The 23,112-nt window shown below is 72.5% G+C and carries 22 protein-coding genes and 5 pseudogenes; 12 read left to right on the plus strand and 15 right to left on the minus strand.

Annotated features, from left to right (window positions below; translation table 11 throughout):
• Nucleotides 1–26 precede the first annotated feature (26 nt).
• Entirely contained in the window at nucleotides 27–1,166 is a 1,140-nt protein-coding gene (locus tag OG852_RS37635; protein WP_133913580.1) for an NADAR family protein, read from the plus strand.
• Here OG852_RS37635 and OG852_RS37640 read toward each other — a convergent pair.
• Nucleotides 1,144–1,320 (minus strand): annotated as a pseudogene (locus tag OG852_RS37640) (cupin domain-containing protein); the annotation flags it as partial. The gene OG852_RS37635 and the pseudogene OG852_RS37640 sit on opposite strands and share 23 nt — an antisense overlap.
• A 2-nt stretch (nucleotides 1,321–1,322) precedes the next feature.
• Here OG852_RS37640 and OG852_RS37645 point away from each other — a divergent pair.
• From OG852_RS37645 to OG852_RS37655, 3 genes and pseudogenes are all read left to right on the plus strand, one after another.
• A pseudogene (locus OG852_RS37645) lies at nucleotides 1,323–1,637 on the plus strand (MarR family winged helix-turn-helix transcriptional regulator); the annotation flags it as partial.
• Between the two features lie 172 nt (nucleotides 1,638–1,809).
• A complete protein-coding gene (locus OG852_RS37650; RefSeq protein WP_133913579.1) occupies nucleotides 1,810–2,679 on the plus strand; it encodes a lipase family alpha/beta hydrolase in 870 nt (289 codons plus the stop codon).
• 197 nt (nucleotides 2,680–2,876) lie between these two features.
• The gene (locus OG852_RS37655) at nucleotides 2,877–3,326 is read left to right on the plus strand and encodes a GNAT family N-acetyltransferase (protein ID WP_133913578.1); all 450 of its coding nucleotides are present in this window, start codon (nucleotides 2,877–2,879) and stop codon (nucleotides 3,324–3,326) included.
• 18 nt (nucleotides 3,327–3,344) lie between these two features.
• Here the strand turns inward: OG852_RS37655 and OG852_RS37660 are convergent, their stop codons facing one another.
• The gene (locus OG852_RS37660; RefSeq protein ID WP_133913577.1) at nucleotides 3,345–3,479 is read right to left on the minus strand and encodes a hypothetical protein; all 135 of its coding nucleotides are present in this window, start codon (nucleotides 3,477–3,479) and stop codon (nucleotides 3,345–3,347) included.
• Nucleotides 3,480–3,638: 159 nt separating this feature from the next.
• Here OG852_RS37660 and OG852_RS37665 point away from each other — a divergent pair, with 159 nt between their 5' ends.
• Entirely contained in the window at nucleotides 3,639–4,232 is a 594-nt protein-coding gene (locus OG852_RS37665; protein WP_330350251.1) for a class I SAM-dependent methyltransferase, read from the plus strand.
• An 8-nt stretch (nucleotides 4,233–4,240) separates the two neighbouring features.
• Here OG852_RS37665 and OG852_RS37670 read toward each other — a convergent pair whose 3' ends face one another.
• Together OG852_RS37670 and OG852_RS37675 are read right to left on the minus strand one after the other, a co-directional pair.
• A complete protein-coding gene (locus tag OG852_RS37670) occupies nucleotides 4,241–4,744 on the minus strand; it encodes a DUF402 domain-containing protein (RefSeq protein ID WP_133913575.1) in 504 nt (167 codons plus the stop codon).
• Nucleotides 4,725–5,654, minus strand: coding sequence for a GNAT family N-acetyltransferase (locus OG852_RS37675; RefSeq protein WP_330350252.1), 930 nt, complete (start codon nucleotides 5,652–5,654; stop codon nucleotides 4,725–4,727). Before OG852_RS37675 ends, OG852_RS37670 begins: the two co-directional genes overlap by 20 nt.
• A gap of 71 nt (nucleotides 5,655–5,725) precedes the next feature.
• Between OG852_RS37675 and OG852_RS37680 the strand changes: the two genes are divergently transcribed.
• On the plus strand, nucleotides 5,726–6,094 hold the full coding sequence (locus OG852_RS37680; protein WP_330350253.1) for a GntR family transcriptional regulator: 369 nt from the start codon (nucleotides 5,726–5,728) through the stop codon (nucleotides 6,092–6,094).
• A 9-nt stretch (nucleotides 6,095–6,103) separates the two neighbouring features.
• On the opposite strand, the gene OG852_RS37685 is transcribed toward OG852_RS37680, so the two are convergent.
• Complete coding sequence (locus OG852_RS37685) at nucleotides 6,104–6,880, minus strand: DUF72 domain-containing protein (protein WP_133913572.1); 777 nt, start codon at nucleotides 6,878–6,880, stop codon at nucleotides 6,104–6,106.
• An 18-nt stretch (nucleotides 6,881–6,898) separates the two neighbouring features.
• Nucleotides 6,899–7,993 carry a DUF5925 domain-containing protein gene (locus OG852_RS37690; protein WP_330350254.1) on the minus strand — a complete coding sequence of 365 codons (1,095 nt, stop codon included), beginning with the start codon at nucleotides 7,991–7,993 and terminating at the stop codon, nucleotides 6,899–6,901.
• A gap of 277 nt (nucleotides 7,994–8,270) precedes the next feature.
• On the opposite strand from OG852_RS37690, the gene OG852_RS37695 reads away from it, so the two are divergent.
• Nucleotides 8,271–9,089 carry an SGNH/GDSL hydrolase family protein gene (locus OG852_RS37695; protein WP_330350255.1) on the plus strand — a complete coding sequence of 273 codons (819 nt, stop codon included), beginning with the start codon at nucleotides 8,271–8,273 and terminating at the stop codon, nucleotides 9,087–9,089.
• Between the two features lie 23 nt (nucleotides 9,090–9,112).
• On the opposite strand, the gene OG852_RS37700 is transcribed toward OG852_RS37695, so the two are convergent.
• The 4 genes from OG852_RS37700 to OG852_RS37715 all read right to left on the minus strand — a co-directional run bounded on the left by OG852_RS37700 (nucleotide 9,113) and on the right by OG852_RS37715 (nucleotide 15,758).
• Entirely contained in the window at nucleotides 9,113–10,720 is a 1,608-nt protein-coding gene (locus tag OG852_RS37700) for a serine/threonine-protein kinase (RefSeq protein ID WP_330350256.1), read from the minus strand.
• A 60-nt stretch (nucleotides 10,721–10,780) separates the two neighbouring features.
• Nucleotides 10,781–12,481 carry an urease accessory protein UreH domain-containing protein gene (locus tag OG852_RS37705; protein WP_330350257.1) on the minus strand — a complete coding sequence of 567 codons (1,701 nt, stop codon included), beginning with the start codon at nucleotides 12,479–12,481 and terminating at the stop codon, nucleotides 10,781–10,783.
• The gene (locus tag OG852_RS37710; protein ID WP_330350258.1) at nucleotides 12,478–14,055 is read right to left on the minus strand and encodes a tetratricopeptide repeat protein; all 1,578 of its coding nucleotides are present in this window, start codon (nucleotides 14,053–14,055) and stop codon (nucleotides 12,478–12,480) included. The genes OG852_RS37705 and OG852_RS37710 overlap by 4 nt, the downstream gene beginning before the upstream one ends.
• Before the next feature lie 179 nt (nucleotides 14,056–14,234).
• The gene (locus OG852_RS37715; RefSeq protein ID WP_133913566.1) at nucleotides 14,235–15,758 is read right to left on the minus strand and encodes a DUF4331 domain-containing protein; all 1,524 of its coding nucleotides are present in this window, start codon (nucleotides 15,756–15,758) and stop codon (nucleotides 14,235–14,237) included.
• 212 nt (nucleotides 15,759–15,970) lie between these two features.
• Between OG852_RS37715 and OG852_RS37720 the strand changes: the two genes are divergently transcribed.
• The 3 genes from OG852_RS37720 to OG852_RS37730 all read left to right on the plus strand — a co-directional run bounded on the left by OG852_RS37720 (nucleotide 15,971) and on the right by OG852_RS37730 (nucleotide 17,721).
• Nucleotides 15,971–16,513, plus strand: a complete 543-nt coding sequence (locus tag OG852_RS37720; RefSeq protein WP_330350259.1) for a sigma-70 family RNA polymerase sigma factor — start codon at nucleotides 15,971–15,973, stop codon at nucleotides 16,511–16,513.
• Nucleotides 16,510–17,331 (plus strand): anti-sigma factor, encoded by an 822-nt coding sequence (locus OG852_RS37725; protein ID WP_330350260.1) that lies wholly within the window; start codon nucleotides 16,510–16,512, stop codon nucleotides 17,329–17,331. Before OG852_RS37720 ends, OG852_RS37725 begins: the two co-directional genes overlap by 4 nt.
• A gap of 126 nt (nucleotides 17,332–17,457) precedes the next feature.
• Complete coding sequence (locus OG852_RS37730) at nucleotides 17,458–17,721, plus strand: hypothetical protein (RefSeq protein WP_133913563.1); 264 nt, start codon at nucleotides 17,458–17,460, stop codon at nucleotides 17,719–17,721.
• Nucleotides 17,722–17,762: 41 nt separating this feature from the next.
• On the opposite strand, the pseudogene OG852_RS37735 reads toward OG852_RS37730, so the two are convergent.
• The 5 genes and pseudogenes from OG852_RS37735 to hmgA form a co-directional block, all read right to left on the minus strand.
• A pseudogene (locus OG852_RS37735) lies at nucleotides 17,763–17,960 on the minus strand (CoA transferase); the annotation flags it as partial.
• 32 nt (nucleotides 17,961–17,992) lie between these two features.
• Nucleotides 17,993–18,132 (minus strand): annotated as a pseudogene (locus tag OG852_RS37740) (ABC transporter permease); the annotation flags it as partial.
• 235 nt (nucleotides 18,133–18,367) lie between these two features.
• Nucleotides 18,368–19,524 (minus strand): annotated as a pseudogene (locus OG852_RS37745) (type ISP restriction/modification enzyme).
• Nucleotides 19,525–19,536: 12 nt separating this feature from the next.
• Nucleotides 19,537–20,298: a GntR family transcriptional regulator gene (locus tag OG852_RS37750; protein ID WP_133913561.1), complete on the minus strand. Its 762-nt coding sequence runs from the start codon at nucleotides 20,296–20,298 to the stop codon at nucleotides 19,537–19,539.
• A gap of 27 nt (nucleotides 20,299–20,325) precedes the next feature.
• Nucleotides 20,326–21,654, minus strand: a complete 1,329-nt coding sequence (gene hmgA, locus OG852_RS37755) for a homogentisate 1,2-dioxygenase (protein ID WP_133913560.1) — start codon at nucleotides 21,652–21,654, stop codon at nucleotides 20,326–20,328.
• Between the two features lie 176 nt (nucleotides 21,655–21,830).
• Between hmgA and OG852_RS37760 the strand changes: the two genes are divergently transcribed.
• Nucleotides 21,831–22,361, plus strand: coding sequence for a hypothetical protein (locus tag OG852_RS37760; protein ID WP_133913559.1), 531 nt, complete (start codon nucleotides 21,831–21,833; stop codon nucleotides 22,359–22,361).
• A gap of 65 nt (nucleotides 22,362–22,426) precedes the next feature.
• A complete protein-coding gene (locus OG852_RS37765) occupies nucleotides 22,427–23,044 on the plus strand; it encodes a TetR family transcriptional regulator (RefSeq protein ID WP_133913558.1) in 618 nt (205 codons plus the stop codon).
• The last annotated feature ends 68 nt before the right edge of the window (nucleotides 23,045–23,112 follow it).

Below are 23,112 nucleotides of genomic sequence, written 5' to 3' on the forward strand. Positions count from 1 at the left end.
GGCACGAGGTCGCATAGGGTGCCCGGATGACGTGGCGGCGGCCGACCTGGCGAATCGTGGACGGGGAGAGCATCAACGGGACCTGGACCCATGTGTGGCGTCGGGTCCAGAGGACGGACGAGTACTACGTGGACGATCTGTTCGTCTACGCCGACGGCGCCGTCGGCTGCTCGGAGCTGACCGATCTGGCCGGCCTGGAGCGGATGCTGGACTCGGGCCGGATCGCGGTACGGGACCCCGGGGCGCCGCCTTTCGAGAAGCCGGAGAACCGCTGGTCGGCCCGCTACCCCGAGCCGCTGACCCCGCAGAACTTCCTCCTCGAGGTCGCCGACCTCATCGAGGAGCTGGCGGGCCGGCCGACGGCCTCCGAGCGCTGCCGGGACACCGTCGAGGTGTTCCGCCGGGAGCCCACCGAGGCCCACCGGGAGCTGCTCAGGGAGGCCTATCTCGCGATTCCGCCGCACCGGCGCGTCTACGTCCTCGGAGACATGGACCATCAGGACCGGCCGCTGAAGATCCTGCTCACCGCGCTCGGGGAGCGGGTCGACGGGGACGGCCCGGTGGCGACGGACGAACTGCACCAGTGGGCGCTCGACTACTTCACCCGCGGGGACGAGGGCGTCGAGCGGGAGCGGGAGTCGCGGGCCGTCCGGTACGCGGACGATCCGGCCCTCCCGGGCCGGCCGGCGGTCGTCCTGCACGAGAGGGTCTTCCCGAAGGGGCACCCCGCGAAGCTCGACCTGTTCGTCCTGCACAACGACTTCCCGGCCCCCCTGCGGTACGCGGGGGACACCTACCCGTCGGTCCTGCACGGCTACTGGGCCCTGTCCACGGCCGACGAGGCCGACCGGGTCGCCGTCCGGGACGCGCCCACCGCCGCCGAGGCCCAGGAGCGCGGCGGCCGGGCCGTACGACGGGACGACTGGCCGGAGATCCGCCTGGCCGTCATGGCCGGGCTGCTGCGCGCCAAGTTCACCCAGCACCCCGGGCCGGCGGAGATCCTGCTCGGCACCGGCGACGCGACGATCGTCTACACCGGATACGCGGAGTCCCCGTACTGGAGGGACACCCGTGCCGCAGGCGGTCGCAACTGGGCGGGGCGGCTGCTGGAGCTGGTCCGCGCCGAACTGCGCGCCGCACGCGTCAGTCGGCCCACGGGGGAGTGATCCGCGAGCCGTCGGCCGGCTCGGCCTCCAGCCCGACGGACGTGGTGACCCAGGACAGCGCGGTGTGCCCGGTCGGGTTCTCGACGGCCAGGGTCGCGCCCGGGTTGATGATCAGGGTGTCCCCGGCCGAGATCCGCTCGGTGCGGCCGTCGAGGTAGCCGGCCGGCTCCGGGCGGGGCCACGGTCACCGACCTCGCCGTCCATCTCGGGGTCACCAGGCAGGCGGCGAGTCAGCTCGTCGACGAGCTCGTGCGCAAGGGGTACGTCGGGCGGCGGGCGCATCCCGGTGACGCCCGCGCCCGGCTGATCGTGCTCACCGGGCGGGGCTGGGAGTGCACCCGGGCGGCGGAGGAGGCGGCCGCCGAAGTGGTGCGGGGGTGGCCGGGTGTGCTCGGGGAGGGTGAAGTTCGCCTGTTGGGTGATCAGTTGAGGCGCATCGCGCCCTACGGCCCCATCACGCCCGCCTGGTGACGGAATGTCGGCGGCCCCGGCCGTCGCCGACTACCACTGGAAGTTTTTACTGACGCGTAACTTCACACGTCTGCTACTCGTTCGTAACTTGATGAGTGAACAGCATCCTGGTGATCCGGATCACAGGGCGTAAGGCCATCGCACCTCCCTTGAGCCGCAAGGAGACCACCCGATGCTGCCCTGGAAGCGCCTGCTCAGACCCCTCACCGCACTGCTGCTGGCAGCCGCGGCCGCCACCGTCCCCGCCTCCGCCGCCCACGCCTCCTCCACCGCCACGACCTCGTCGAGCGGCTGGAACGACTACAGCTGCAAGCCCTCCGCCACCCACCCCCGCCCCGTCGTCCTGGTCCACGGCACCCTCGGGAACTCGGTCGACAACTGGCTGTCCCTCGCCCCGTACCTCGAGGACCGGGGCTACTGCGTCTACTCCCTCGACTACGGCCAACTGCCGGGCGTCCCGCTCTTTCACGGCCTCGGCCCCATCGACAGGTCGGCCGCACAGCTCTCCGCCTTCGTCGACAAGGTGCTCGCCGCGACCGGCGCCGCCAAGGCCGACCTCGTCGGCCACTCGCAGGGCGGCATGATGCCCCGCTACTACCTGAAGTTCCTCGGCGGCGCCGCCAAGGTGAACGCCCTCGTCGGTCTCGCCCCCGACAACCACGGCGCCGGCCTCAGCGGCCTCACCAACCTGCTGCCCTACTTCCCCGGCGCCGAGGACCTCATCTCCGCCGCCACCCCCGGCCTCGCCGACCAGATCCCCGGCTCGGCCTTCCTCACCAAGCTCAACGCCGGCGGCGACACCGTCCCCGGCGTCCACTACACGGTCATCGCCACCCAGTACGACGAGGTGGCGACCCCCTGGCGCAGCCAGTACCTCAGCGGGTCCGACGTGCACAACGTCCTGCTCCAGGACCTGTGCCCGCTCGACCTCTCCGAGCACGTGGCGATCGCCCTGTTCGACCGGATCGCCTTCCACGAGGTGGCCAACGCGCTCGACCCGGCCCGCGCCACCCCCACCACCTGCGCGTCCGTGTTCAGCTGACCGGGAGATGACCCGCCGGGGCCTGTCCGGCCTGAGCCGCCGGTCAGGCCCCGGAGTTGCTCGATAACGGGTGCCGGAACCAAGAAACCGTAGAAAACGCCTGCTGAGCGAGGCCCGGAGCGATCTTTAGGACTGCCTTAAGGGAGCGCTGAGCCGCAGATCAGGTAAGTGCGCATCGGATGGTTACCGTGTCCCGTATGACGAGCGAGGAGATCCGGCCCGCCGCGGCGGCCGACGCGGCGGCCGTGAAGGCGGTCACCGACGCGGCGTACACGCCCTACATCGCGCGCATCGGGGCCGTGCCGCTGCCCATGCGTGCGGACCACGCGGCGGACGTGGCCGCGGGGAAGGTGTTCGTGACCGGGGAACCCGTCGTGGGCCTGGTGGTCCTCGAGGAGTTCCCCGACCATCTGTTCCTCGACAGCATCGCCGTCCACCCCGACGCCCACGGCACGGGCGTCGGACGGCGGCTGCTGCACTTCGTGGACGCCCGCGCGCGGGCGCTCGGCCTGCCCGAGGTCAGGCTCTGCACGAACGTGCTGATGTGGGAGAACCAGAAGATCTACCCGAAGCACGGCTACGAGCTCGTCGGGCGGCGCGTCGACGGCGGTTACGACCGTCTCCACTACCGCAAGCAGCTCGGCTGACCGGGGCAGCGGGGCGTCTCACCCGTCCGGCCACCAGGTGCGCGCGATGTCCTTTCGCACCTCGGGGCGCCCGGCGGGGCGCTCGTCCGCCTCTTCGCGGATCCGGCGGGAGTCCGTCTTCTTCAGGGGCTTCTGCACAGTTGTGCGGCGCATGGCTGCCTCCTTGAGAGCCACCGGGTTCCGCGATCCCACGGAGGTAGACCCTTTCCGGGAGGGTTCCTCATCGAACCTCGCTCTGTCAGTGGCGAGTGTCACGATTCGAGTGTCAGTGGTGGGTGTCACTCCTGGGCACACGGGTGGAAAGGTGACGAAATGACTTCGGTACGTGTCGACTGGGACGCGGAGGCGGAGAGCTTCGACGAGGAACCGGATCACGGCCTGCGCGACCCCGGGGTCCGGGCCGCCTGGGCGGAGCGACTGCGGAGCTGGCTGCCCGAGCGCCCCTGCGACGTCCTCGACCTCGGCTGCGGCACGGGCAGCCTCTCGCTCCTCGCCGCCGAACAGGGACACCGGGTCACCGGGGTCGATCTCTCCGCGCCCATGCTCGAGCTGGCCCGCGCCAAACTCGCCGGGCGTGACGCGGTGTTCCTGCTCGGTGACGCCGCGGCGCCCCCGGTCGGCGAACAGCGCTTCGACACCGTGCTCGTACGGCATGTGCTGTGGGCCCTGCCCGACCCCGCCCGCGCGCTGCGGCACTGGCGGGGCCTGCTGCGCCCCGCAGGGCGGCTCGTCCTGGTGGAGGGCGTCTGGGGCACGGTCACCCCGGTCGGCATACCGGCGGACCGTCTCACCACCCTCCTCGCCCCGCTCGCCGGCCGCACCCGCCTGGAGCGGCTCTCCGAGGACCCGCGCCTGTGGGGCGGCCCGGTGGACGACGAGCGGTACGCGGTGGTGGCCACGGTGTGAGCGGCCCGCTACACCAGCAGGGACTCCAGGCCGCCTTCGACGGACGCGAGCGCCTCCAGCTCGTCGAGGGCGGTCACCGCGGCGGCCGCTGCCGCGGGGTCCCGCTCGGCCAGGCCGCTCTCGGCGAACTCGTCCTCGTCCAGCCGCCGTACGTCCGTGCCGTCGGCGGAGCGCCACAGGTCCAGGTCGAGGTCCTCCACGACCAGCTCACCCCCCGAGAACACGGCCGGGCGCGTGACATCGCAGTACCAGCCCTTGAGGGCACCGGTCGCGGCCCGCACCTCCTTCACCGCGTACCACCGGTCCCGCCAGTAGTACTCGGTGAAGACGTCACCCGACTCGAACCGTACGAAGCCGAAGTCCCGCACCCCTTCACCGGCCCACGGGGCGCGTACGGCGACGCGCGTACCGTCGTCCGACAGCAGCTCCGCCGTGTAACGGATCTTCGTACGGCCGCCCTTGACCAGGACGACGTCCACCGGACGGACCGGGTCAGCCGAGGACGCGGACATGGCGCACCTCCGTCGCGCGGATCTCGTAGCCGAGCCACTTGTTGACCGCCAGCATCGGCCCGTTGTCCGAGTCGTTGCCGGTGTACGCCTCCGTGTACCCCGCGGCGCGGGCGCGGTGCAGGGAGTCGTTCTTGACGAGCTTGGCCAGGCCCCGGCCGCGGTGGGCGCGGGCGGTGCCGGTCATGCCCGTGCCGTAGCGGCCGGCGTCGTTCGTGTGCGCCACGCTGAACGCGACGGGGCGGCCCTCGGCCACGGCCACCGAGGTCAGCTCCCGGTCGAGATGGGGGTGCTCCCAGTACTCCGCGACCCATGCCTCGTAGTCGGTGAACTCGGTGCCCACGTCGCTCGGTTCGTCGGAACCCGCCTCCGCGTCCAGGGCGAACAGCGGACGCGGGTCGTCCGCGAAGTCGGCGGCCGTGCGCAGCTCGACACCCGGCGGGGGAGCCTGGAGCGGCGGCAGCTCGGTGCGCGCCAGATCCAGCACCAGGAAGTGCGCGGAGCGGCTGGGACGGTAGCCGTGCCGTTCGGCGAAGGCACGGTTGCCGGGCTCGTCCGGGACCCAGGCGTACAGGTGCGTCGCCCCCTGCGCCGCCAGATGCTCCTCGGCGGTGCGCACCAGCAGCGCGCCCGCGCCCCTGCCGGTGCGCGCCGGGTCCACATAGACGTTGAGATGGCCCTGGCCGGGCTCCGGGCTGTCCTGGGCGAGGGACACCTGGGCGGTGCCGATGATCTCGCCGTCCTCCTCGGCGACCAGCATCCGCAGATGGTCGCGGAGATGGGGCAGCGAGAGGGCGTGACGCACGGACTCGGGGCTGAAGAAGATGTACGGCAGAGCCGCGTGCCGGACCCGGATGAAGCCCTCCATCTCGGGGGTCGCGTCGGGCCGCAGATCGCGCACGATGACGGTCATGGGAGCGCACGCTACGGGCGTGCGGTGTGCTCGTGCCTCTCATTTTCCGCTGGGTGGGGGACAATCGGGCCGTGACCTTGAAGATCCACATCGATGAGGGCGCCGCGCCGTACGAGCAGGTGCGGGCGCAGATCGCCGAGCAGGCCCGGTCCGGAGCACTGCCGGTGGGGTACCGGCTGCCGACGGTACGGGGGCTCGCCGAGTCGCTGGGGCTGGCGCCGAACACGGTGGCCAAGGCGTACCGGGCGCTGGAGACGGACGGGGTGATCGAGACCCGGGGGCGCAACGGGACGTTCGTGGCGGCGGCGGGGTCGGCGGCGGAACGTGAGGCCGCGCTCGCCGCACGGGCCTACGCCGACCGGGTGCTGCGGCTGGGGCTGAGCCAGGAGCAGGCGGCGGCGGCCGTGCGGGAGGCCCTGCGGGCGGCGTACGCGCAGTGAGACGGCGGGTCAGTGCGAGCGGGTCGCCAGGGCCCGCGGGGTGCGGGTCACCGTCAGGCCCGCCCGGTCGGCCGTTCTGCCGAACAGGGCCGCGTCGCCCACCGCCGCGCCGCCCGGGTCGTTGTTGAAGTAGGCGTAGACGTCGTCGCCGTCGGACCAGGTCGTGGCGATGCGGTCGATCCAGGTCTCCAGGGCGCGCTGGCCGTAGCGCGGCCAGGGGCTCGCCCGGCCCTCGTGGAAGCGGACATAGCCCCAGTCGGCGGTCCGCCACAGCGGGGTCGCCGGGCGGGACTGCACATCGGCCCAGCACAGGGCCGCGCCCCTGGCCCGCAGGACCTCGCGGACCGCCGGGGTCCACCAGGACGGGTGGCGCGGTTCGACCGCGACCCGGGTGGCGGCGGGGAAACGGGACAGACAGGTGTCCAGCAGTTCGGGGTCGGCGCGCAGGGTCGGCGGGAGCTGGAGCAGGACGGGACCCAGCCGGGCGCCGAGGCCGGCGGCGTGGTCCATCAGGCGGTGCACGGGCTCCTCCGGGTCGCGCAGCCGCTTGATGTGGGTGAGGAAGCGGCTCGCCTTGACCGCGACCACGAAGTCCGGGGGGACGCGCTCGGCCCAGGACGTGAAGGTGTCCCGGGACGGCAGCCGGTAGAAGGCGTTGTTGATCTCGACGGTGGCGAAATGCTCGGTGTACTCCTCCAGCCACCGCCGCACGGGCACCTCGGCCGGGTACAGGACCTCACGCCAGTCCTTGTACTGCCAGCCGGACGTGCCGACGTACAGGGTCATACCTCCATCAAAGCACTTCTACAGGTAGAGCCCCGCGTCGGAGCGGTCCCTCGGTTCCGGCAGGGAGGTCGGGGAGGTGCCCCGCCGCAGCGCGTACAGCTCCGCCAGCGTGGCCCCCTCGCGGCCGATGCCCTCCTCGGTGCCCAGCCAGCCGACCGCCTCCGCGCGGGTCAGCGGGCCGACCTCGATGCGGGCGAGACAGCGGCCCGGGCGGACCACGGCCGGGTGGAGTCGCTCCAGGTCCTCGTTGGTCGTGACCCCGACCAGCACGTTGCGCCCCTGGCCGAGCAGGCCGTCGGTCAGGTTGAGCAGACGGGACAGCGCCTGGCCCGCCGTGTGCTTGGCCTCGCCGCGGATCAGCTCGTCGCAGTCCTCCAGGAGCAGCAGCCGCCAGCGGCCCTTGCCCGCCGCGTCCTCCTCGCCGATCGCGATGTCCATCAGATAGCCCACGTCGGAGAAGAGCCGCTCGGGGTCGAGGACGCAGTCCACCTGGCACCAGTCCCGCCAGGACCGGGCCAGGGTGCGCAGCGCGGAGGTCTTGCCGGTGCCGGGCGGGCCGTGCAGCAGGAGCAGCCGGCCGGCGATGTCCTCCGGGGTCGTCGCCATCAGCCGGTCCATCGCCTCGGCCACGGGGGCCGTGTAGTTGGGGCGGACCTCCTCCCACGTCCCCGCGGAGATCTGGCGGGTGGTGCGGTGCGGGCCGCGCCGCGGGGAGACGTACCAGAAGCCCATGGTCACGTTCTCCGGCTGGGGTTCGGGCTCGTCGGCCGCGCCGTCCGTGGCCTCGTCCAGCACCTTCGCGGCGAGTTCGGCGGTGGTCGCGGTGACCGTGACGTCGGCGCCGCGGTTCCAGCGGGAGACCAGCAGCGTCCAGCCGTCGCCCTCGGCGAGTGTCGCGCTGCGGTCGTCGTCGCGGGCCATGCGCAGCACCCGCGCCTGCGGCGGCAGCAGGGTCGCGCCGGAGCGGACGCGGTCGATGTTCACCGCGTGCGAGTACGGCTGCTCGCCCGTCGCGAAGCGGCCGAGGAACAGCGCGTCGACGACGTCGGACGGGGAGTCGGAGTCGTCGACGGTGAGCCGGATCGGCAGAGCGTCGTGTGGGTGCGCAGACATGCCGCCATGATCCGGCACGAAGGCGCCCCGTGCACCCGGTTTCCGTGGTGCGCGCGGTGTGTCGGCGCACTCCGGAACCCGGTCCGCTCAGCCGAGTGCGCCGAGCGGTCGGCGCGTCCGGCGCACCACCGCGTACCCCGTACGGCCCTTGCGTGCGGCGAGCGAGGGGTGTTGCGCATGGTGCGGGGGCGCCCGAAAAGTCTTGGCATGGACACTTCCCGTCAACACGCGTAGTTGCTACGACGGTTGTGGCAGAGATCCTGCTAAGGGAGGTTCCATGAGACATTCCCGACTTGTCGTATTCCTGAGCTCACTCCTCCTCGCCGCAGCCGCCGCCCTCACCGGGGCGACCGCCGCGCAGGCGTCCCAACTCGCCGCGACCGGCGGCTACGTGGCGCTCGGAGACTCCTACTCCTCCGGCGTCGGAGCGGGCGGCTACATCAGCTCCAGCGGCAGTTGCAAGCGCAGCACCAAGGCGTACCCGTACCTCTGGAACGCCGCCCATTCACCCTCCTCGTTCACGTTCGCCGCCTGCTCGGGCGCCCGAACGGATGAAGTTCTGGCGAATCAGCTCGGCGGTCTGAACTCCTCCACCGGCCTCGTCTCGATCAGCATCGGCGGCAACGACGCCGGCTTCGCCGACGTCATGACGACCTGCGTCACCAGCTCCGACAGCACCTGCGTCAGCCGCATCAACACGGCCCGGGCGTACGTCGACTCGACCCTGCCCGGCAAGCTCGACACCGTCTACTCGGCGATCAGCTCCAAGGCCCCCAACGCCCAGGTCGTCGTCCTCGGCTACCCCCGCTTCTACCGGCTCGGCACGGTCTGCCTCGGCCTGTCCGAGACCAAGCGCTCCGCCATCAACAACGCGGCCGACTACCTCGACGCCGCCGTCGCCCGCCGCGCCGCCGCCCACGGCTTCACCTTCGGCGACGTCCGTACGACGTTCAGCGGGCACGAGATCTGCTCCAACAGCTCCTGGCTGCACAGCCTCAACCTGCTCAACATCGGCGAGTCCTACCACCCGACGGCGCCCGGCCAGTCGGGCGGCTATCTGCCCGTGCTGAACGGCGCCGCCCGAGTCACTCCGTAGGCCCCGTCACTCCGTAGGCCCCGTCACTCCGTGGGCGACGACGAGGGGGAGGCCCCGCCCGACGGGGTCTCCGTCTCACAGGTCACCGAGAACGGCACGTACGCGGAGGTCGTCTTCACCGGGTCGCTGACCTCGACACCGATCGCGTTCTCGTACGTCCCGCTCTGCGCGTACGTCGACAGCACCACCTTGTCCTGCTTCGACTTCCCGCCGCCCGACGGGAAGTCGAGCGTCTTCCAGGTCTGGCCGGACAGCTCGCCGTCCTTCGCCACCCAGCGGTAGGTCACCGTGGCGGGCAGCCTCCCCACCGTGATCGTGGCCGTGAAGGCCGGCGCGGAGTCGTTCGGCGGCGGACAGGAGCCCCGGTAGTCCGTGTTCGCGCCGGTGACGGACACCGACACGGTCTGCCGCGGCGCGGCGGACGAGGCACTGTGACTCGGGCTCGGGGAAGCGCTCGGCGTCCCGCTGCTCCTGTCGGGCGAGGGCGTCGAACTCAGGCCCTGCGTCTGACTGCTGGTGACCCCACCGGACGCGCCCTTGTCGTCGTCGCCCCGGTTCAGCAGTCCGTACGTCAGCCCCGCGACCGCCAGCGCGAGCACGATCACCCCGATGACGAACACCGTGCGGCTGCGCCGGTCGGGCCCCGGCTCCTCCCGACGGGAGCCGGTGTCCGTCCACGGGGGCGGCGGCTCCTGACGGAAGGGCTCGACCGGGGTCGGCGGCGTCGAGACGGTCGGCGCGTAAGCCCCGTACGGCGCCGGAGCGACCGGGGCGGAGCGCGGTCCGCCTCCCCCGGAGGGGGTGCCCCCGGCCGCGACGAGCCGCAAGTCCTGCTCGGCCCGCTCGGCCGGCAGCCGCTCCGCCGGGTCCTTGCGCAGCAGCCCCTCGATCACGGGTGCCAGCGGACCGGCCCGCCGCGGTGGCGGCAGCTCCTCGTCGACGATCGCCCGCAGGGTGCTCAGCGGCGTGTCGTGGCGGAACGGCGAGTTCCCCTCGACCGCCGCGTACAGCAGCACGCCCAGCGACCACAGATCCGACTCCGGTCCCGGCGTGCGCCCCAGCGCGCGCTCCGGCGCGAGGAACTCGGGGGAGCCGATGACCTCACCGGTCATGGTCAGCGCGGAGGTGCCCTCGACGGTCGCGATGCCGAAGTCGGTGAGCACCACCCGGCCGTCGTTCGACATCAGCACATTGGCCGGTTTCACGTCCCGGTGCAGCACCCCGGCCTCGTGCGCGGCCCGTAGCGCCGACAGCACCTCCGCGCCGATGTGCGCCGCGCGCGCCGGCTCCAGCGGACCCTCGGCGTCCAGCAGTTCGGCGAGCGAGATCCCGCGCACGATCTCCATGACGATCCACGGGCGCCCGTCCTGCATCGCCACGTCGTACACCGTGACGACGTTCCGGTTGGCGACCCGGGCCGCCGCCCAGGCCTCCCGCTCCAGCCGCGCGTACATCCGCTCGACGTCCGAGGCGGGCAGCCCGGCCGGGGCGCGCACCTCCTTGACGGCGACCTCGCGGCCCAGCACCTCGTCACGGGCCCGCCACACCGTCCCCATGCCGCCCTCGCCGAGCGGGGTCAGCAGACGGTAGCGGCCCGCGATCAGACGTTCACTGCCCGGTTCTTCGGACACGGCGTCCCCCATTCGCACATCGCATCCGGGCGAAATCCTCCGCAACTCCACAAACGTAGCTCAGCCGAGTACGGATGCGGCCCCCTTGAGCACCAGTCCGGCCCCGAGGGCCACGACGAGCAGCGCGGACCAGACCGGGAGGTTGCGTTGGACCAGCGTCAGGGCCGGATGCGTCGTCCAGCGCGGCCGCCGGTCCAGCAGGCGGGTCGCCCCGGCCCCGAGCCTGACCACGGCGAACCCGGCGGCCGTGAGGGTCAGCGCGAGACCGATGCCGTACGCGACGACGAGCAGCAGCCCGAACCAGGCGTGGCCCAGCGCCGCCGCGCCGACCAGCACCACCACGGCGGAGGGGCTCGGGACCATCCCGCCGGCGAAGCCGAGCAGGATCGTGCCGCGCAGGGTGGGGGCGACGGCGTGGGTGTGGGTGTGCCCGCCGTGGGAGTGCGTGTGCCCGCCGTGCGAGTGGGCGTGGTCGTGGGCGTGATCGTGATCGTGGTGGTGGTCGTGAGTGTGTTCGGAGGGGTGGTCGTGGGTGTGCGCGGGGGCCTTCGTGAGGCTGTGCGCCCGGCCGCCGGGGGCCCCGGCGAGGACGAGCTCGCGGCTGGGGGTGGGGGAGTGGTCGTGGGAGTGGCCGTGGTCATGGCCGTGGCCGTGGTCGTGCGGGTGCCCCCCGTCCGGGCCGTGGCTGTGGGTGTGGCCGCCGTGGCCGTGGCTGTGTCCGTGTCCCCGGTTGCGCCAGGCGCGGCGGGCGAGGGTGACGCCGGCGCAGAGCACCAGGGCGCCGCTGGCCAGGCCCAGCCAGGCGATCACCGAGGGGGCCGCCGCCGAGCCGGCCGTGACGAGGACGCCGAGGGCGACCACGCCCAGGGTGTGGGTGATGGTGACCGACGCGGCCAGCGGCAGGACGTCCTTCATCCGCGCCCTGCCGCCCCGGGCGGCCGCCGTCGCCGCCATGATGGTCTTGCCGTGGCCCGGGGCGACCGCGTGCATCGCGCCGAGGCCGATCGCGATCACCAGGGCCAGCGCGGCGAAGCCCACGGTGAGGTCCTGGCGGGCGACGAGGCTGTCCAGGGCCCGCGTCCACCGGTCGGCGCCGCGCGGCAGCACGGACGCGGCGGGCGCGTCCCGGTCGGCGTCCTCGACGAGCGCCGAGCCGCCCGGGCGCACCGTCAGCGCGGCGGTCGCGGTGTCGGCGGGCGAGGACAGCAGTTCCTTCGGGTACGTGGTCAGCTCGTCCGACACCGACGTCTTCGGGACGTCGGACTTCGTGAGCGTCATCCGGTCGCCGCGCGCGGTGATCTCGCGCCAGCCGGGGCCGGTGGAGGCGCCCTCGCTGTGGAAGGCGAGCGAGAACGTCCGCTGCTCGGGCAGCTCCGCCGTGAGCCGGCACTCCACCCGCAGGGTGTTCAGGCCGGCCTGGCCCGGCCGCAGCACCGCTTTGCTGCGGCCGGCCGTGAGGGGGACGGCTTCGCCGTCGACGGTGACCTTGCTGCCGCTCGCGGCGCTCTCGCACCGCTGCCGGGCCCACTCGGCCGTGCCGAGCCGCTCCAGGTCCGGCTTGGCCTGGGTCGCCGGGATCTCGGCGAGGTCCTCGACATGGTCGACGCGCAGCTGCCCGGGGGCGGCGACGAGACCGTCGTAGCGGTTGACGGTGAAGTTGCCGAGGGGGTGCGCGCTCGCGCTGGTGGAAGGAGCCAGCGCGAGCGCGACGCCGGCCGTGAACACGGCCGCGCAGGAGGCGAACAGACGACGGGTGTTCACTGGTCCGCCTCCAGCGTCTTGAGCGCCGTACGGGCCTCGCGGGCGCCCAGCGGGGAGAAGCCGGGGTTCAGCCTCAGCGCGGCGGCGAGGTGGGTACGGGCGTCGTCGGGATGACCGGTGGCCTTCTCGATCACCCCGCGGTGGTAGAGGAAGCTCGCGTTGCGGTAGCCGGTGGCCGTGGCCTGCCGGGCGTAGGAAAGGGCCTCGGCGTCCTTGCCGTTGACGTGCAGGGCCCAGGCGAGGGCGTCCGCCGTGTGTACGGTGTGCCGGCGGGACCAGTCGTCGCGGGCCGCGCGCAGGGCCGTCGCCTTGTCCCCGTGGTCGGCGGCGGCGAGCGCGGTGTCGAGGTCGACGTTGACGCCGTTGGCGCGGGCGATCGCCGTCCAGGCGTCGACGAGGGCGTACTGGTTCTGCGCCTTCTCCTCGTCGCCCTGCGCGCCGCGGGCCTCGTACAGCTCGCCGAGGGCGACGAGCGGGCCGGGCAGCGGATAGCGGGCGACGACCGCCTCCAGTCCCTTGATCGCCTCGGCCCGCTGTCCGCTCGCGGCCTGGGCGCGGGCCCTGCCCTCCAGCGCCGGCAGATAGGTGTCGTCGGCGGCGAGGGCGCGGGCGTAGTAGGTGAGGGCCTCCTCGTAGCGGCCCTGGTTCCAGGCGAGTTGGCCGAGCTGGGCGGCCACGTAGGAGATGTCGCCGGGGGTGGTGGACGCGGAGAGCGCCCGTTCGAGGACACGGCGGGCGGTGGTGACGTCACCGCGCAGTTCGTGGACGTACGCGTAGCGGGTGAACACCGGTACGCCCGGCCGTCGTCGGTCCGCCAGGTCCGCGGCCTTCTCGGCGTCGTCGTAGCGGCCGAGCTCGACGAGGGCGTCGATACGGGAGCACAGGGCGCGTTCGCTGTAGGGGTTCTGCGCGAGCGCCCGGTCGGCGTACGTCAGCGCGCCCGCGAAGTCGTGGCGGGCGGCGGCCAGCGCGGCCCGTCCGGCCAGCGCCGCGTCGTTGTCCTTCTTCAGGGACAGGGAGCGCTTCAGCGCCTGCTCGGCCTGGGGGTAGCGGGAGGGGTCGCCCTTGGTGCGGGCCTGTTCGACGTAGGCGAGCCCGAGGGTGGCCCAGCTTCCGAAGTCCCTGGGCTGGGCGCGCAGATGGGCCTGGAGCGCGGTGATGGCGGTGTCCAGGTTCCCGCTCGCGAGAAGACCGGGGGACACGGCGGCCGCGGTGACCACACGGGGGGCCTGCCCGTCCCGCACGGCGCCGATCGCGATCGCCCCGGCGGTGAGTCCCACCGCCATCATGGCGGCGCAGGCGCCGAGCTGGACGCGCCGCCAACGGCGGCCGGCGGCGGCGACCCGGCGTACGGCGGCCACCCGGACGTCGGCCCCGTCCGTACCGGAGTCGGTCGCCTCCAGGGCCTCAGTGGCCTCGACGTCCTCGACGGCGAAGGCGTCCTCGGAGTCGGTGCCGGCCGGCTCCTGCCCGCTCTCCGACAGGTCCGGGTCCGCCACGGCGGCGTCCTCGGACGCCGGTCCGGATGCCGGTCGCTCGTGCTCCGGTGCGCCGTCGTTCGTACGCGGGGACATGCCCTCTCCTAGGTCGCCTGGGGTGGATCGGCCTGCGGCTGTGGGGGGATGTGGGGGTGGCGCGGCCCGCGCCGTGGGGGATGAGTACGCGGGCCGCGCCAGTTCGTGGGGGGAGGTGGGGCGGGCCGGGGAGCGCAGGATTCTCCCCGGCCCGCCGGGCGGCGGGTCCGGCCGGTGCCTCAGTGGCGGCGGTACGACGGACGCTGCATACGGCGCCACCACATCAGGGCACCGCCGATGAGGAGGATGCCCGCGGCGCCGGCGCCCGCGGACGCGGCGATCAGCGGGGTGTTCTCGGAGGTGGTGGTGAGGCCGTCGCCGAGGGCGCTCTTGGTGTCGGCGCCGCTCTTCGCGGTCTTGCCGCGCGAACCGGCGGTCGGCAGGGCGATGTACGGGAAGTAGTTCTCGAACTTCTTGTCGTTCTTGTCGACCGCGTCACCGAGGTCGTTCTTGGAGCCGACCAGTTCACCCTCGACGACCTGGAGCGAGGCGTCGATCACGTCGTCGGTGAGGCGGCGTCCGTTCGGGAAGCCCGCGTTGTCGCCGTCGAGGACGCCGAGCCGCTTGGGGTTCTTCGCCGGCTGGATGGAGGTGTTGAGGCGCAGTTCCTCGGACGGCGTCACGTACGGCGGCTGGTTGAGGCCCTTGACGCCCTTGAGGAACACGTCGACCAGGTCGTTGCGGGGCTCGGCCGGCGCCTTGATCTTGAAGATCGCCTCGATGAGCTTCGGCAGCTCGGGGTTGGTGACGTTCTTCAGGAACTGGCCGTCGTCCTTGGGCTTGGACGCGTTGAACTTGTCCTTGTCCTTGATCGGGTTGACGACCTCGTTGACCAGCGGGCTGCCGAGGCGCGAGACCTGCTCGTAGTAGCCCTGCGCGTTCTCGCGCTGGATGGTCGACCACATGCCGACGATCGGCTGCTTCTTCGACTCGGTGATCAGGTCGTTCGGCACCTGCAGGGCGATGGTGTTGACGTTGTAGCCCTTGAGGGTGTCCCGGCCGACCTCGGAGAGGTCACCGCCGTACAGCAGGTCGAAGACGCGCAGGTCGGCGAAGAACGGGTCGTCGGCCTGGCCCGCGAACGTCTTGGCGCCGTTGGACAGCTTGTAGATCGCCTGGTCGCGCAGCTTGGAGTACTTCGGCATCGAGGCCTTGCCCACGTTGGACGGTGCCACCGGCACATCGTCCGCGAGCTTGGTCTCGTGCTCGACCCTGCCGTCCTTCTCCTTGATCAGGGTCAGGTCGTAGGTCTGGGTGACGTTCAGGTCGGGGTCGTACAGGCTGTCGACCACACCGGTGTTGTAGAGGAAGGACTTCCGGTTCTTCACGTTCGTCTTGAACGTGTAGCGGAAGACCAGGTCCTCCTTCGCGTCGCCGTTGTTGTCGATGCGGACGTCGTACTGGGCGTCCTCGGCGAACTGGTAGAAGTTCGGGCCGCCACCGGGCTCCTCGAACGGGATCACGTTCGCGATGATCGTGGTCGTGTCCGGGTGGTCCGGGCTGACGAACGCGTAGAAGTCGGTGTTGTCGTACTGCGGGGTCCCCGAGATGAGGGGGGCCTCGCGGTGGCTGGAGGCGTTCGCCGCGCCGGGGGCCAGAACGGCGACGCCGGCCGCGGTGAGCCCCCCGGCGGCGAGCGCCCCACAAATGAGAGTCGCGACGCCCTTGCGCCCCGAGCCGCTGTTGGAGATAGCTGCAGTCATGCCGTCCTGCCGTCCGTCCTCTGTGCCAACTTGCCTGACGGACAGTGATACGGACCGGACGGCCAATCGGATTGGTCGAAAACAAAAAACTTTTTTTCGCTGCTCGACCCGCGTTTCGGCCGTTCGGATCCGTACCCCATCCGGAGGTGTGTCCGTTGCGAATGCCTGGTGTGACGGGGCGGCCCGGGTGCGGCCGCGGAGAGGGGGACCGGATGGAGGCGGACGAGCTGCTGGTGCTCGTCGCTGGCGGGGACCAGAGGGCATTCGAGCAGTTGTACGGGCTGGTGTCCGGGCCGGTGTTCGGACTCGTGCGCCGGGTCGTGCGCGACCCCGCCCAGTCCGAGGAGGTCGCCCAGGAGGTGCTCCTGGAGGCCTGGCGCTCCGCCGCGCGCTACGACCCCGGCCGGGGCAGCGCCCTGTCCTGGATCCTCACGCTCGCCCATCGGCGCGCCGTCGACCGGGTGCGCAGCGCCCGCGCCGCCTCCGACCGCGAGCAGCGCGAGGGGCTGCGCTACCACGACCCGGCCTTCGACCATGTGGCGGAGGAGGTCGAGGCGGGCCTGGAACGGCAGTTGGTGCGCCGCTGCCTGGGCCGGCTGACGAACCTTCAGCGGCAGTCGGTCACCCTCGCCTACTACGACGGCTACACATACCGTGAGGTCGCCGAGCGGCTGAAGCTGCCGCTGGGCACCGTGAAGACCCGGATGCGCGACGGACTCACGCGGCTGAGGGACTGTCTGGGAGGAGCCGCGTGAGCGTGTTCGGAAAACTGTTCGGCCGGGGGGACCTGCACTCGCTGGCAGCGCCCTACGCCCTGGACGCCCTCGAGCCCGATGAGCGCCGCCGCTTCGAGAAGCATCTCGGCTCCTGCGACCGCTGCGCCGCCGAGGTGCGGGCGCTGGCCGAGGACGCCGTCCGGCTCGCCTGGTCCCAGTCGGCGCCGCCGCCGGCCGCGATGCGCGACCGGGTGCTGGCCGCCGTACGCGCCACCCCCCAGGAGCCGGGGCGTGCGCCGGTACGGGAGTACAAGCCCCAACTGCCCCCACATGTCTGGGGCACGCCGCCGACACCGGGACGCCCCCGTGCGCCCCGTGCGCGCCGCCCGTTGTTCGTGCCGCTCGCCACGGCCACCGCCGCCGCGGCGCTCGTCGTCGCCTCGCTCTTCGCCGTCCAGGCCAACCGCACCCAGGACCAGCTCGACGCGGAGCGTGCCCAGGCGCGTGATATCGCCCACGTTCTCGCTGCTCCGGACGCGCGGGCGAACACGGGCAGGGACGCCAAGGGCCGCAGTATCGGAGTAATCGCTTCCGCATCCGAGGGTGAGGCGATCGTTACCTTGAGCGGATACGGGGACCTGGCCGGCGGACAGGTGCATCAGCTCTGGCTCATGCGCCCCAACGTGCAACCGCGCTCCCTCGGGCTCTTCGAGGGCGACACGCCCTTGGTCGCGACCGGTCTCGACAAGACCTCCACATCACTCGCCGTAACCGTCGAGCCCGATGGAGGGTCAGCTCAGCCCACCAGTCAGCCGATTGTCCAACTCACCCTGAAATCGGTTGGATTCGGAGAGTGATTGAAGTGGGTACGTCAACCCCCTTACGGGGAAGGTGATTCCTGTGAGCTCGATACACGCGTGCCCGGACGGGGCGATAGGGTTACCCTGCCCGGGCCGGGTGGACTCGTACGGGTGGGGAGTGACATGGAACAGATAACGATGCGCAGCAGGGCGAGGGTCCCTGCGATCACCTGCGGGAGCAGTGCGACCAGTTCGCGGCTCGACCGCCATCTCTCGGTGCTGGCGGGCCCCGCCATACCGCAACGGGAGACGGTCGAGGCGACCTCGCTCATGCTGGAGCTGACCGCGCGCGAGCCCGCTCACGCCCGCACCAGGACGGCCCGCGTCTCGCTGTTCGCGCCGCTGCGCCGACTGCGCCGCTCGCTGTTCGGCGGACACAAGCACTGAGCGCGCCGCTCAGGCGGCCACACCGGCACTGAGCCCCGCGCTCAGGCGGCCACACCGTCCCGGCACAGCGCTGCGATCCCGTCGTCCGTCATCCCCGCGGCACGCAGCAGCGCTTCGGTGTGCTCCCCGAGCGCGGGCACGTCCCCCTTCCTCGCCTCCGACCCGCCCGGCAGTGTGATCGGAGGCGCCGACGCCCGCAACGGCCCGGCCGGCGATCCCCCTGCTCGCCACCGCTCCCGACGGCCCCGTTCACGGGTGCGTCAGGCGCGGGGTGCGCGTAGCGCCGTACGGCGAGCGGTACGAACACCGCGATCAGCACCGCGCACCAGGCCGGCGAGCCCGCGACCGGGTACGCCACCGGCCAGGCGGCCCCCTCGGGACGGGCACGTTGCCGAACAGGTCCCGCAGGGACCCGGCAGCATCATGATCGGCAAGAGGTCACCGCGGTCCTGGCGTTCGCCGGTCGGACGCGGGAACACGTCGTCGAGGGTGGGCGGTTTCAGGCCGGCGTCGAGCGACGGCACGCCCGCCGCGTCGAGTTCCCGGACCAGCCGGGGGTGAGGGTGGTGTCGCGGGTCACCGCGCCGACCGCGCCCCGGGTGGGGTCCAGGGACGGTTCGGCACCGGCGTTCGGCAGGGCTCGCCCTCACAGCAGGGCGAACTGTCCCTCCGGGCCCTCCTCCTGGTGGTCCAGCACGGACGCGGGTCGCCGTGCGGAGTCCGGGACCGGCAGGACGCCCGCCGCTCGCAGCTCCGCCGCCGTGACCTGGTCCGTCACCGTCAACTCCCGCTGTTGCTCGCGCACTTCGGCGAACAGGGCCAATACCGTGATCAGTTCGAGGAGTTCCGACGTCCACGTCTGCTGCCAGGCCGCCGGACGGATCGCCGCGAGGGTGCCCGGCTCGGCGTCCTCGGCGGTGCGGGCCGCGAACCACTGCTCCAGGACCCGGGTCCCCGTGCCCGTCTCGACGTCCCAGGCCTGCGGCGGGACGGGCGCGATGCGGCCCTCGTCGAGATGGAGGGTCTCCTCCTCGCGGTCGTACAGCAGGGTCAGCGGACGGGTGGGGAGCGGGGCGCGGACGTAGGGGCGACGGCCGCCGGGGAGCTTGGGGCGCTCGCCGTCCCGCCGCAGCAGCCACAGCGCACGCCGGCCCGACTCGACGCCCCGGGCCCACAGGTCGGGGTCCCGGGTCAGCGGCACGGTGAGGTCGGGACGGACGGCCGTCAGGGTCCAGGCCAGGAAGTCCACCGGATCGGCGGAGTGCCCCAGCCCGGCCAGATGCTCCAGGAGGCCCGCAGATTCGGCTCCGCGCCGCCCGGCCGCCGGTACAGCGGGCGGACGCGGCCCGGCCGCAGCAGCGGCAGCACGGAGGTCGCGAGGAGCGGGGCCTTCGGCAGCTCCGGGGTCTCCACAACGAACACCTGCCGTTCGTCCGCGACCCGCCACAGCTCGGGGCGGGCGGCGTCGATCAGCCGGTGGTCGGGGATGAGCCAGCGCTCGTCGAACGGGGCGGCCAGCACCTTGACCGGTTCCGCGCAGGGGCCGGACGCGCGGACCAGCCGCTCGGTGCCTCCCGAGCGACCGGGCAGCCGGCCGACCGCCGTGTGCAGGGTGCGCGAGCGCGTCGGCTCGAACAGGGCCTCGCGGCCCGGGCCCTCGGCCTTCACCAGGGCGTCCCAACGGGCCTTCAGGGAAGCCGGGTCGGGGGCCGTCGGCCACCCCCGGCCGAGCCGCGGCGGTGCGACGGACCACGGCATGAGGTCCGCCAGCGGCGGAGCGTCGTCGTGCGTCACGCTGGGCATGGTACGTGGTGTTCAGGTCGCGTCGGGGGTCGCGTCGAGAGTCACCGTGAAGGAGAAACGGTCGCCCCGGTAGTGGATGACGGCGGCGTCGAGGACCCGCCCCGCGCCGTCGTAGGTGACGCCGGTGTAGTGCAGGATCGGGCTCAGCAGCGGCACCCGGAGCAGGTGCGCGGTCTCCGGGTCGGCAAGCCGCGCCTCGACCGTGTCCGTGATCCGGGCGATGTCCGCGCCCACGACGTCCCGCAGCACCTTGGTCATCGGCCAGCGCACCAGGTCGTCGGGGTCGATCCGGGCGGCGATCTCCGGACGGACGTAGTTGCGGGCGTGGTTGGTCGGCTCGCCCGTCTTCTCGTCGCCGCGCAGCCGGTGGTACGTCGCCACCTCGGCCAGGTCCGGGAAGTGCTCGGCGAGTTCGGCGGGCACCGTGGCCGTGCCGTGGTCCAGCAGCTCGGTCGCCATGCCGGACTGCTGGGCCACGATCGCGTCGACCGAGCCCAGCAGCCGTACCGGCGCACCCCGCCGCACGCCCGGCTCGATGAACGTGCCGCGGCGCCGGTGCCGGCTGATCAGCCCCTCGTCCTCCAGCTCCTTCAGCGCCTGCCGCATGGTCAGCACGCTCACCCCGTAGTGCTCCGCGAGCCGCTCCTCGGTGGGCAGCCGCAGCGGATCGCGGGGCGAGCGGCCGAGTATCGAGGCGCGCAGCGACTGCGACACCTGATACCAGAGCGGCAGCTTGCGGTTGAGGACGATCGAGTCCGGGGCGAAGGAGGTCACGGGGCCATCCGTACCGGTCGGAATACGTCAGTGCAAGGGGCGGAAGTGCCGTTCGAGGCCGCTCCACACGTCGTCGTAGCGCTGTTGCAGATGGTCCGCGGCGGCGGCGTGCGGGGTGAGGACGAGCGGCCACCGGGTCTCGAACATGAACGCGAGCCCGTCGTCGAGCCGCTGCGGCCGCAGCTGCGCGGCGCTCGCCCGGTCGAAGGTCTCCCGGTCCGGTCCGTGCGCCGACATCATGTTGTGCAGGGAGCCGCCGCCCGGCACGAAACCTCCTTTTCCAGCCGTCTTCGCGTCGTAGGCGCCCTCGATCAGCCCCATGTACTCGCTCATCACGTTCCGGTGGAAGTACGGCGGCCGGAAGGTGTCCTCGCCCACCAGCCAGCGCGGCGCGAACACCACGAAGTCGACACCGGCGAGGCCCGGGGTGTCCGACGGGGACGTCAGCACCGTGAAGATCGACGGGTCGGGATGGTCGTACGAGATCGTCCCGATGACATTGAAACGGCGCAGGTCGTAGACGTACGGGACATGGTTGCCGTGCCAGGCGACCACATCGAGCGGCGAGTGGCCGTAGGTGGCGCGCCAGAGGTTGCCGCAGAACTTGTTGACCACCTCAACCGGGCCCTCGACGTCCTCGTACGCGGCGACGGGCGCGCGGAAGTCGCGGGGGTTGGCCAGTCCGTTCGCGCCGATCGGGCCGAGGTCGGGGAGGCGGAAGGGGGCGCCGTAGTTCTCGCAGACGTACCCGCGCGCCGAGGCGTCCAACAGCTCCACGCGGAAGCGCACCCCGCGCGGGACCAGCGCCACCTCGCCCGGCTCGGCGTGCAGCAGCCCGAACTCCGTGCGCAGCAGCAGACCGCCCCGCTCGGGCACGATCAGCAGCTCGCCGTCGGCGTCGCCGAAGACCCGCTCCATGGACGCGTTCGCGTGGTAGAGGTGCACGGCCATGCCGGCGCGCTGGGCGGCGTCGCCGTTGCCGCCGAGGGTCCACAGGCCGGCGAGGAAGTCCGTGCCCTCGGCGGGCTCGGGCAGCGGGTCCCAGCGCAGCCGGTTGGGGTCGGCGACCGTGTCGGTGAACGGGCCGGTGCCCAGCGGGCCGTTGCCGACCCGGGTGAACGCCGGATGCGCGGCCGACGGGCGGATGCGGTAGAGCCACGAGCGGCGGTTGTGGGCGCGCGGCTCGGTGAAGGCCGTACCGCTCAGCTGCTCGGCGTACAGGCCGAGAGGGGCGCGCTGCGGAGAGTTGCGGCCCTCGGGGAGCGCGCCCGGCACCGCCTCGGAGGCGTGCTCGTTGCCGAACCCCGAGAGATAGGACAGCCGCTCGGCGGTCTTGCGTGCGTCCCCGCTGCTCATCGTCGCTCCCTTGCGTGGCGGTGCCGTGCCCTGCCGATTCCTATGCATCACCGTAGGATTGCGTTTTCACGGGCGCAAGAGGTCCGCCGCTCCTCCTCACGGAGGACGATCACACCCGGCCAGAACCAGACCCCAGGGGGATCCGCGTGTCGGACAGGTGCTCTAATCTCCCGGGCATGTCGTGGAAGCGCGCAGCCGTCGTCGCGCTCACGGTCTGTGTCCTGCCGCTGGCCGCAGCCGTGGGGTGCGACTCCGGCGATGCCCGGGAACAGGGGACCGTGGTGTCGCCCTCACCCGTCGGCAAGGTCCTGGACGACACCGACGACGACGGGCGCCACTACCGTGAGGTCGACAAGAAGGGCGCGCCCCAGGTGGGCGTCGAGGTCCAGCCCGACACCGACGGCAGCTGGGACGTCCGGCTGAGACTGACCGACTTCCGCTTCTCGCCGTCCGGCGCGCCGGCCAGGGCCGTCACCGGCCGCGGCACCGCCCGGCTCTCCGTCGACGGCCAGCCCGTGGCCGATCTGCGCACCCCGGCCTATCGCATTCCGGCCGGCTACCTCCCGCACGGCACGCACGAGGTCACGGCGCGGCTGTACGCGGACGACGGCACGGTCTGGGCGGTCGGCGGCAAGCCCGTCGAGAGCACGGCCGACATCACGGTCTCGGAGCCCTCGCCGTCCCCCACCGCGGCGGAGTCGGATTGAGTGCATCGGCCACCTTTCTCCGTACCGAGGGGCGAGGTTCCACCAGGCCACGACGGAAAGGCATCATGAAGTCCGTGCCCCAAGCGACATCGCTCCGCCGTGCGCCGGTCCAGCGGCGCAGCGCCGAACGGCTGACCAGGATCCTGGACGCCTGCGCCGACCTCCTGGACGAGGTCGGCTACGACGCCCTGAGCACCCGTGCCGTCGCCCAGCGCGCCGGCGTCCCGATCGGCTCCGTCTACCGCTTCTTCGGCAACAAACGGCAGATGGCCGACGCCCTCGCCCAGCGGAACCTGGAGCGCTGGTCCGAGCGCGTCACCGAGCGGCTGAAGGAGGCCCGGCACGGCGACTGGCGGGCCGTGATGGACGCCGTGCTCGACGAGTACCTCGCCATGAAGCGCACCGCGCCCGGCTTCTCCCTCGTCGACTTCGGCAACCAGATCCCGGTCGGTGCCCGCCAGGCCGAGCCCAACCACCGGGTCGCCGACCGCCTCGCGGACCTCCTCTCCGCCCACCTCGACCGCACCCCCGACGACGACCTGCGCCGCACCTTCCTGATCGCCGTCGAAACCGCCGACACCCTCGTCCAACTGGCCTTCCGCGTGGACCCGGAGGGCGACGCCAAGGTCATCGCGGAGATGCGGGAACTGCTGCGGGCCTATCTGGGACGGGCCCTGGACTGACCCGGCCGCCGGGCGCCGGAACCGGCGAGGTCGTCGCGAGGCGAGCTGATCGTCGGCACCCGCGGCGG

Source organism: Streptomyces sp. NBC_00582, from assembly GCF_036345155.1.
Taxonomy (GTDB): domain Bacteria; phylum Actinomycetota; class Actinomycetes; order Streptomycetales; family Streptomycetaceae; genus Streptomyces.

What these genes read in the sequence shown, in the direction of transcription:
- OG852_RS37660 (WP_133913577.1), bottom strand. Translation starts at nt 3,479, where the DNA reads ATGCGCCGCACAACTGTGCAGAAGCCCCTGAAGAAGACGGACTCCCGC.
- OG852_RS37635 (WP_133913580.1), top strand. Translation starts at nt 27, where the DNA reads ATGACGTGGCGGCGGCCGACCTGGCGAATCGTGGACGGGGAGAGCATC.
- hmgA (WP_133913560.1), bottom strand. Translation starts at nt 21,654, where the DNA reads ATGAGCAGCGGGGACGCACGCAAGACCGCCGAGCGGCTGTCCTATCTC.
- OG852_RS37760 (WP_133913559.1), top strand. Translation starts at nt 21,831, where the DNA reads ATGTCGTGGAAGCGCGCAGCCGTCGTCGCGCTCACGGTCTGTGTCCTG.
- OG852_RS37675 (WP_330350252.1), bottom strand. Translation starts at nt 5,654, where the DNA reads ATGACCGTCATCGTGCGCGATCTGCGGCCCGACGCGACCCCCGAGATG.
- OG852_RS37685 (WP_133913572.1), bottom strand. Translation starts at nt 6,880, where the DNA reads ATGACCCTGTACGTCGGCACGTCCGGCTGGCAGTACAAGGACTGGCGT.
- OG852_RS37670 (WP_133913575.1), bottom strand. Translation starts at nt 4,744, where the DNA reads ATGTCCGCGTCCTCGGCTGACCCGGTCCGTCCGGTGGACGTCGTCCTG.
- OG852_RS37765 (WP_133913558.1), top strand. Translation starts at nt 22,427, where the DNA reads ATGAAGTCCGTGCCCCAAGCGACATCGCTCCGCCGTGCGCCGGTCCAG.
- OG852_RS37650 (WP_133913579.1), top strand. Translation starts at nt 1,810, where the DNA reads ATGCTGCCCTGGAAGCGCCTGCTCAGACCCCTCACCGCACTGCTGCTG.
- OG852_RS37710 (WP_330350258.1), bottom strand. Translation starts at nt 14,055, where the DNA reads ATGTCCCCGCGTACGAACGACGGCGCACCGGAGCACGAGCGACCGGCA.
- OG852_RS37695 (WP_330350255.1), top strand. Translation starts at nt 8,271, where the DNA reads ATGAGACATTCCCGACTTGTCGTATTCCTGAGCTCACTCCTCCTCGCC.
- OG852_RS37730 (WP_133913563.1), top strand. Translation starts at nt 17,458, where the DNA reads ATGGAACAGATAACGATGCGCAGCAGGGCGAGGGTCCCTGCGATCACC.
- OG852_RS37715 (WP_133913566.1), bottom strand. Translation starts at nt 15,758, where the DNA reads ATGACTGCAGCTATCTCCAACAGCGGCTCGGGGCGCAAGGGCGTCGCG.
- OG852_RS37665 (WP_330350251.1), top strand. Translation starts at nt 3,639, where the DNA reads ATGACTTCGGTACGTGTCGACTGGGACGCGGAGGCGGAGAGCTTCGAC.
- OG852_RS37655 (WP_133913578.1), top strand. Translation starts at nt 2,877, where the DNA reads ATGACGAGCGAGGAGATCCGGCCCGCCGCGGCGGCCGACGCGGCGGCC.
- OG852_RS37690 (WP_330350254.1), bottom strand. Translation starts at nt 7,993, where the DNA reads ATGTCTGCGCACCCACACGACGCTCTGCCGATCCGGCTCACCGTCGAC.
- OG852_RS37720 (WP_330350259.1), top strand. Translation starts at nt 15,971, where the DNA reads ATGGAGGCGGACGAGCTGCTGGTGCTCGTCGCTGGCGGGGACCAGAGG.